The sequence below is a fragment of the Christiangramia marina genome (assembly GCF_048285865.1).
Taxonomy (GTDB): domain Bacteria; phylum Bacteroidota; class Bacteroidia; order Flavobacteriales; family Flavobacteriaceae; genus Christiangramia; species Christiangramia marina.
The window spans coordinates 181,460-188,333 of record NZ_JBLVTK010000002.1 but is presented as its reverse complement, the minus strand read 5'-3'; the positions used below and the strand labels follow the sequence as shown (position 1 = coordinate 188,333).

Here is a 6,874-nt window from a genome sequence, read left to right as displayed (position 1 = left end):
CAAGAAACCCTGGTCTTATATTTGGAGCGCAATATAATTAAAGAAAAAAACATATATATTATAAACTTGGTTTTTGAAGAACCTATGAAATCTATAATTTCTAAAGAAACTGCTATTTTTGATAAAATTTTGGTTAGCCCTAATTAGATTTAATGAAAAGTAAAACACTTATTTTAGGAGTCTTATTTATAATCGGTGCTTACTGTTTTGGGATAGCGACAGGTCATTACCGTTATTTTCCATTTGACATTTTCTTCGAGATTAAGCAAGGAGTTGATACTAATAGTAAAAGAAATTTAGATATTGATTCTTTAGTGGAAGTGGATATTGCGGTTTCAGAGAACACTGGGATCTACCTGACTTACGGTCAATCTAATTCTGTAAATCATGGTCAAATTGGATACGATGTTCGGGAAAATGTTTACCAATTTTTGGAAGGGAAGGCGTATTTGTACCATGATCCGTCGTTAGGTGGAACCGGTAAGGGTGGCTCTGTTTGGGGGATAGTAGGAGATAAATTAATAGAAAACGGAAATCACGAGAGCGTTATCTTTTCTAACAATGGCTGGCAGGGAAAGCGCCTTGAAGAGCTTATTGAAGATCCATATATAACTTATTTAATAAATAGCTATCAGCAATTATTAGCAAAATACGGTAGAGTGGATGCGATACTTTTTCATCAGGGAGAGATCAATCATAGTATGAAATTCGGAAACGAAAACTATTATGAGGATTTTAAAATACTTCTTCAGAAATTGTATAGAGAAGGAATTCATATTCCTATATATCTATCAAGAACATCCATTTGCAATACACCATCAGATAGTAGCTTGATAGATATTCAAAATAAAATTATAAAAGATTTCGAAATTGTTCACGAAGGACCCAATACCGATTTACTTTTCGATAAAAAATATCGCTTGCTAGACTACTGTCATTTCTCAATGCTGGGCTATAAAAAGTTTTCAGATATGTGGGTGAAATGCTTAACGGATGAGCATATCATTTCTTCTTTAAAATGACAATCATTTCTTCGCCATTACCCTCGTTTGCTATCGTATATTTAGATTTCACCATCCGCCAAACGAAATTTCGTAAAGGCCTAATTTCTATAATCCACAATTTATTCTGAGTCAATTTTGAATAAAGTTTGAGCAAGGAAGAAGATTTATAAACGTACTCTACATGCTCGATTTCTAAGTTAATTTTGGAATTCTCCAACTGTTGCTTAAGAATTTCCAGTGTATAATGGCGATAGTGTTTCTCGGATACTGGAAGAACTGTTGTGGGTACTGAAATTATAATCTTTCCGCTTTCTATAAGCCGTTTTTCTAAAATTTTCAGAAAATTAGTAACCTGCTCATCGGGAACATGTTCTAAAACCTCAATAGCAGTGACTACATCAAACTCTTCCTTTAATTGATTAGCATCTGCACAATGAAATTCAATATCTGGATGAAATGCCTGAGCAAATTTTATGGGTCTTGGGGAAAGATCGACTCCAACCTTACGAATGCGATTTCCTAAAAGACCTAAAAATCTCCCTTCACCACATCCTACGTCTAATATAGAGTCAGGATTAATCTCCTCTACAAGTTCTCTTATTCTCAATAAGTAGGTGAAATATTTAAAACCCCACCCCAATGAACGATGGTTTACTACATTGTTTTCACTATCTAAATAAGGTATATGATGATAAGGGAAGATATATTGATTTTCCTGGTATTCGAACTTGTTTTCTTTTTTCATTTATTTGGATGGAGCTTTGGTTTGCCAGTAATAAGACCTCAATAATTCTTGATAAAACTTCTATTAGAACAGGTCTTGTCAATTCATTGTTTTAATTTTTTTTGATAAGACCACAAGCGAAATTACTAATTAAAACTCATAAATTCGAATGAGGATTAAACCGTTCCTTCCAGATCAGCAAGAGAAAATCTAATTTTTTTAATAATATTCGGCTCTCTCTCAGTATAAGTAACCAAAACCTTACGATGCCGTTTAGTGAATAGGAAATTTATTTTTGAAGTCGTATCATTCTTCATGAAATAAACGAACCAGGTACCTTCTATCCTACACGCTTTTTTAATGGCCTGATTTATATATAACTCATCCCCACAATAATCACACAAGATGATAGATCTGACATTTTTTATTTTTGACACTCTATAAATGATATAATTTTCATTACTTCCAGTTTTAAATTTCTGAACAATATATCTTTTATCCTGATATCTCCAATTAATAAATTCTGTAGTTCCTGCAGAAACATAATCTTCATGTGAAAGTTTTAAATCGCTTGATAAAGAGTTGCCAGGATTGGATTCAAAATTTAGTCTGCTTTTAAAATTAAAGGGGGAAATGACTCCAATATGGTATTCATAAACTAATTCTTTCCATCCCATTTTCATAAATTCTGGATGACTAAATCTATTCGGATTGGCGAAAAGAAATTTGTAATCTTTCTGATAGGATTCAAGGCAAAACTTCATAAGTTTTTTAAAGATGCCTTTACCTCTGTACTTAGGATCTGTACACCCTCCAACAGGTCTGGCAGCCTTAATCATTTGTCCGTTATTGTAAAAATTGAATGGCAGATAAAAAACCACTGCTACAATTTTTTTATCCATAACTGCGACAGCACCTATAGAACTACCCCCTGGATAATTAAGGTATTTCCAATTAAAGAACTCATCCGTATTTCTGGGTGTTAGGTTTTGATTCAATAGTTTTAATACGTCATCACGGTCGGTACTGTAATCAATAAGTCTATACGCTACCATTTCGAAATAATGTGAGGTTGGAAATTAATGAATGCAGTCCTGAAGCTTTAACTTTCAATTCAGATAAAGGCATATCTGCATTGGTTTTAATTCGGGAAATAGCCATTGAAGAAATATTAGTTGAATTGATGCTATGATCAAATAAAAATGCCAGTTTTATATGGTTTTTTAATAGGATCTCATCTGTTTTTTCAGTTCTATCCCCGTTTGGGTAAGCAAAAACCTCAAACCCTTCAATCTTCCACAGATCAAATAAATATTTGGAAGCCTCCAATTCGTTTTGAATCTCATCGTCAGAACAATTATTGAGCATTGGATGATTATGAGTATGATTGCCTACATACATTTTATTTCTTTTCATGTATCGCAGTTCTTCAGAAGTTAATTGCTTTTGTTCCGTTGAAGGGGTTTTATTTAAGACTGCGATTCTTTCTATATTTGTAATTTTTTTTAATTTATTTATTGTTTGTCGAATTTCTTTCGAAGACTCACCTTTCACTTTACCGTTGACTTCAACATCCTTCCACCAAAAATTAGTAGTTGTGTCTATATAACGAGTTATTATAAAAATACAGCTACTAACTTTATTTTTAATTAAAACTGGCAATCCGTTTTCTAATACATTTCTGTACCCATCATCAAAGGTTATTAACAATGAATAATTAGGTAGTTTTACATCGTCATTGAGCAATGACTCCCGCAAAGTCTCAATGCTAATAATATTGTATTGTGATTTAAGGTATTTTATATGACTGGAAAAAATAGCTTTATTGGGAACATCGTGGTAAGCCAAAACACGGAGGTTTTTCCTAAAATAGAATCTTATTATGCCGTTAAAAAAACTCAATATTTCGTAATAAAATTTTCTCATAAAGCTGAAAAACTGTAAGACGTATAATGAGATTAGTTTAATCGTTCTGTCATTAAATGAATTAGTAAAAATCGAAATCAAAAAATTGATTTAGTATTCACCTCAAATTTGCAGCTATAATAGGCAATTTTGGTAACTTCTTGTTTTGGTATTTTAAACTTTATCTGATAATTCTTGCAGTCTTATCTAAATAGGATAATTTTGCTGGGTAATTTAAAGAATTAGATGAGCAAAATAAAGGTTCTTCATATAATCAAGTCTCTTGGGCGTGGAGGTGCAGAAATGTTAATCCCTGAAACTCTTAAGATCCACGATAAAGATAGTTTTGAATTTCATACAGCATATTTTCTTCCCTGGAAAGATCAAATGGTTGAAAGTATTGAGAATGCCGGAGGAAATGTCACTTGCTTTTCTGCAAATAATAATATTCGCCTGTTGCAGCGATATTCTGAAGTAATTGAGTATTGTAAAACAAATCACATAGATGTTATACATTGTCATTTACCCTGGGCTGGATTTTTAGGAAGGCTGGTATATTCTAAAACTGGAATTCCTACAATTTATAGTGAACATAATATGCAGGAAAGATATCATATTGTAACTAAAAAAATTAACCAGTTTACTTTCAACTCACAAAGTCTGGCTCTTGGAGTTTCTGAAGATGTCACGAAATCAATAAAAAACAATATTGATTTGAAAATACCTGTACGCACTCTTCTAAACGGTGTAAACACAGATTCGTTTCAAAAGGATAGTAATTTTAAAGAAGCTACCAGAAAAGAATTAGGCATTCCGCAGGATGCTGTAGTATTAGGCAATGTTGCGGTCTTTAGATTTCAAAAGAGACTTGTAGAATGGCTTAAGGTTTTTAAAACTCTAGAAAAGAGGAATAAAAATTTATATGGAATAATAGTTGGGGCCGGACCATTGGAAAATGAAATTAAAACTGAATTGAAGCGTTTAAATTTGGCTGAAAAGGTTTTGTTTCCAGGTTTACAAACGAATGTGAAACCCTATTTTTCAGCCATGGATATTTTCATGATGAGTTCTTCCTTCGAAGGCCTTCCAATTGCTTTACTGGAATCCATGAGTATGGAGTGCGCTGTTGTTTCTACAGATGCCGGAGGTATTAAGGAAGTGATTCGAGATAAAAAGGATGGTCTTATCTGCCCTGTGGATAAATGGGAAGAACTTGGCGAACTTTGTCAGACTTTAATAGATTCTCCGGAGAAATTGATGAATTTTAAAAAAGCTGCCAGAACGAGAGTTATTGAAAGTTTTAGTCTTGAAAGAATGGTTAATGAGCTAGAAAGTATTTATAAAGAACTTGCCAACAGTAAAATAGTTTAAGTGATGGACATTAGAAAGGCTACCGACGCAGACATACCTGAGATTTTACAGGTGCTCAAGGCAAGTTTAGGAGAAACTTCGTCTAAAAAATCTGAAGAGGTTTGGCGTTACAAACATATCGACAATCCTTTTGGTAGATCTCTTGTGCTTTTAGCAATTGAAGATTCAAAAATAATAGGAGTACGTGCGTTAATGCGATGGAAGTGGCAAAGAGGCGACCGTAAGTTTTCTGCATATAGAGCAGTAGATACTGCTACACATCCAGATCACCAGGGTAAAGGTATATTTAAAAAACTAACCTTGAAAGCAATTGAGATAGCGAAAGCTGAAGAAGGAGATTTTGTCTTTAATACACCTAACAACCAAAGCAAACCAGGATACCTCAAAATGGGCTGGCAAACAGTTTCCAAGTTGAATGTTAACCTTAAACCTGTGAATCCGATTTATTGGTTCAATTCTTCAGAGCAATTTGATTTGGAAGTTAAGATTCAATCTACTGACGAAGAATTGAACTTATTGCTTTTTGATGTGAATTTGAATAGTTCCTATAGCGATCAACTATTTACACCTAAGAATCGAGAATTTTTGCGATGGCGGTACGAAAGTAACCCTTTGCAAAATTATAATGTGAAGGCCACTAAGAATTACTATATCGCAAGCTACGTTAAATCTCAAGGGAAAATGAGAGAGCTTAGAATTGTCGAGGTTCTAATGAAAAATAATAATAAGGACCAAAGAGATGTAAAGGCTGATATTAAAAGATGGATAAAGACCTCAGGAGTTCAATTCATAAGTTATTCCTCTAGATGTGACTTGAACTATGGTCTTAGTCACAACGGGAATCATGGGCCTGAGCTGACAATAAGAAAATTAAATCTTGATAGTAAGTCGGAAGATGATTTATTAGAATTGCAAAATTGGAGCTATAGTTTAGGAGACTTAGAATTATTTTAAATGATTGGTGCGTTAATTTTACTTTTGGTATTACTTCTGGTAACCCAAGCCATATTCAATAGATATCAAAAAAGTCACGGCTTTTTTGATAAGAAACTCATGAATTCACTTTTCATCTATCATTTTTTCTTTTTTATAGTCTATTACACCTATGCCTATTTTAACCCATCAGATTCAAAGAATTATTTTGACCGTCCTCAATCGCCGCTAAAGAGCTGGGGTGATTTTTTTGGTACTGGAACAACTTTTATGGATTTCATTTCTTATCCGTTCATCAATTACCTCAAGTTTAATTACGAGATGATGATGGTACTTTTTGCGTGGTTCGGTTTTATTGGCTTTTTATTCGCTTATCTATTCTTTAGAGAGAATATCCCGGTTAAAATTAAGGTATTTGGCAGGTTTGATTTTTTAGTGCTTATTTTATTTTTGCCAAACATGCATTTTTGGACAGCTTCTCTAGGCAAGGGTGCGCCCATATTCATGGCCTTAATGATATTCGCTTACGCTATTAAAAATCCAAAGGAACGAAAGTTTATTTTGTTGTTTGCATCTTTGATAATATACTTTATTAGACCTCATGTGTTTTTATTTATTGGAGTAGGAACTGTTTTGGGATACATGACCGGAAGAGAGAAAATATCATTTAGCAGAAAGTTATTGATTTATGTTGGAATGATTGGTGGACTAATGTTGGTTCAAGATCAAATTCTTGCCGTTGCAGGATTAGAGGGGTCAGATGACTTACTGTCTGATTTTGAAGAGTTTTCTGAAGATAGGGGTGGAGAACTTGCAAAATCTGGTTCTGGGGTCGATATGAGTTCTTATCCATTACCTTTAAAATTATTTACATTTTGGTTTCGTCCGTTGTTTTTTGACGCCCCCGGATTATTAGGTTTGATAGTATCTGCTGAGA

7 protein-coding genes are annotated in these 6,874 nt (G+C 33.5%); 4 read left to right on the top strand and 3 right to left on the bottom strand.

Translation table 11 applies throughout. The features are described from left to right. Positions 1 to 152: 152 nt before the first annotated feature. Positions 153 to 1,022 (top strand): hypothetical protein, encoded by an 870-nt coding sequence (locus ACNKXS_RS07330; RefSeq protein WP_417920307.1) that lies wholly within the window; start codon positions 153 to 155, stop codon positions 1,020 to 1,022. Here ACNKXS_RS07330 and ACNKXS_RS07325 read toward each other — a convergent pair. The 3 genes from ACNKXS_RS07325 to ACNKXS_RS07315 all read right to left on the bottom strand — a co-directional run bounded on the left by ACNKXS_RS07325 (position 1,003) and on the right by ACNKXS_RS07315 (position 3,576). Beyond that, a complete protein-coding gene (locus ACNKXS_RS07325; protein ID WP_417920306.1) occupies positions 1,003 to 1,749 on the bottom strand; it encodes a class I SAM-dependent methyltransferase in 747 nt (248 codons plus the stop codon). The two genes, ACNKXS_RS07330 and ACNKXS_RS07325, sit on opposite strands and share 20 nt — an antisense overlap. Before the next feature lie 155 nt (positions 1,750 to 1,904). Next, positions 1,905 to 2,783, bottom strand: a complete 879-nt coding sequence (locus tag ACNKXS_RS07320; RefSeq protein WP_417920305.1) for a GNAT family N-acetyltransferase — start codon at positions 2,781 to 2,783, stop codon at positions 1,905 to 1,907. Continuing rightward, positions 2,770 to 3,576, bottom strand: a complete 807-nt coding sequence (locus ACNKXS_RS07315) for a polysaccharide deacetylase family protein (RefSeq protein ID WP_417920304.1) — start codon at positions 3,574 to 3,576, stop codon at positions 2,770 to 2,772. Before ACNKXS_RS07315 ends, ACNKXS_RS07320 begins: the two co-directional genes overlap by 14 nt. A gap of 303 nt (positions 3,577 to 3,879) precedes the next feature. Here ACNKXS_RS07315 and ACNKXS_RS07310 point away from each other — a divergent pair, with 303 nt between their 5' ends. The 3 genes from ACNKXS_RS07310 to ACNKXS_RS07300 all read left to right on the top strand — a co-directional run. Further along, positions 3,880 to 5,004, top strand: coding sequence for a glycosyltransferase (locus ACNKXS_RS07310; RefSeq protein ID WP_417920303.1), 1,125 nt, complete (start codon positions 3,880 to 3,882; stop codon positions 5,002 to 5,004). Between the two features lie 3 nt (positions 5,005 to 5,007). Then, complete coding sequence (locus ACNKXS_RS07305; RefSeq protein ID WP_417920302.1) at positions 5,008 to 5,958, top strand: GNAT family N-acetyltransferase; 951 nt, start codon at positions 5,008 to 5,010, stop codon at positions 5,956 to 5,958. Continuing rightward, the coding region (locus ACNKXS_RS07300) for a hypothetical protein (protein WP_417920301.1) at positions 5,959 to 6,874 on the top strand (916 nt) is incomplete at its 3' end. It abuts the gene before it with no gap.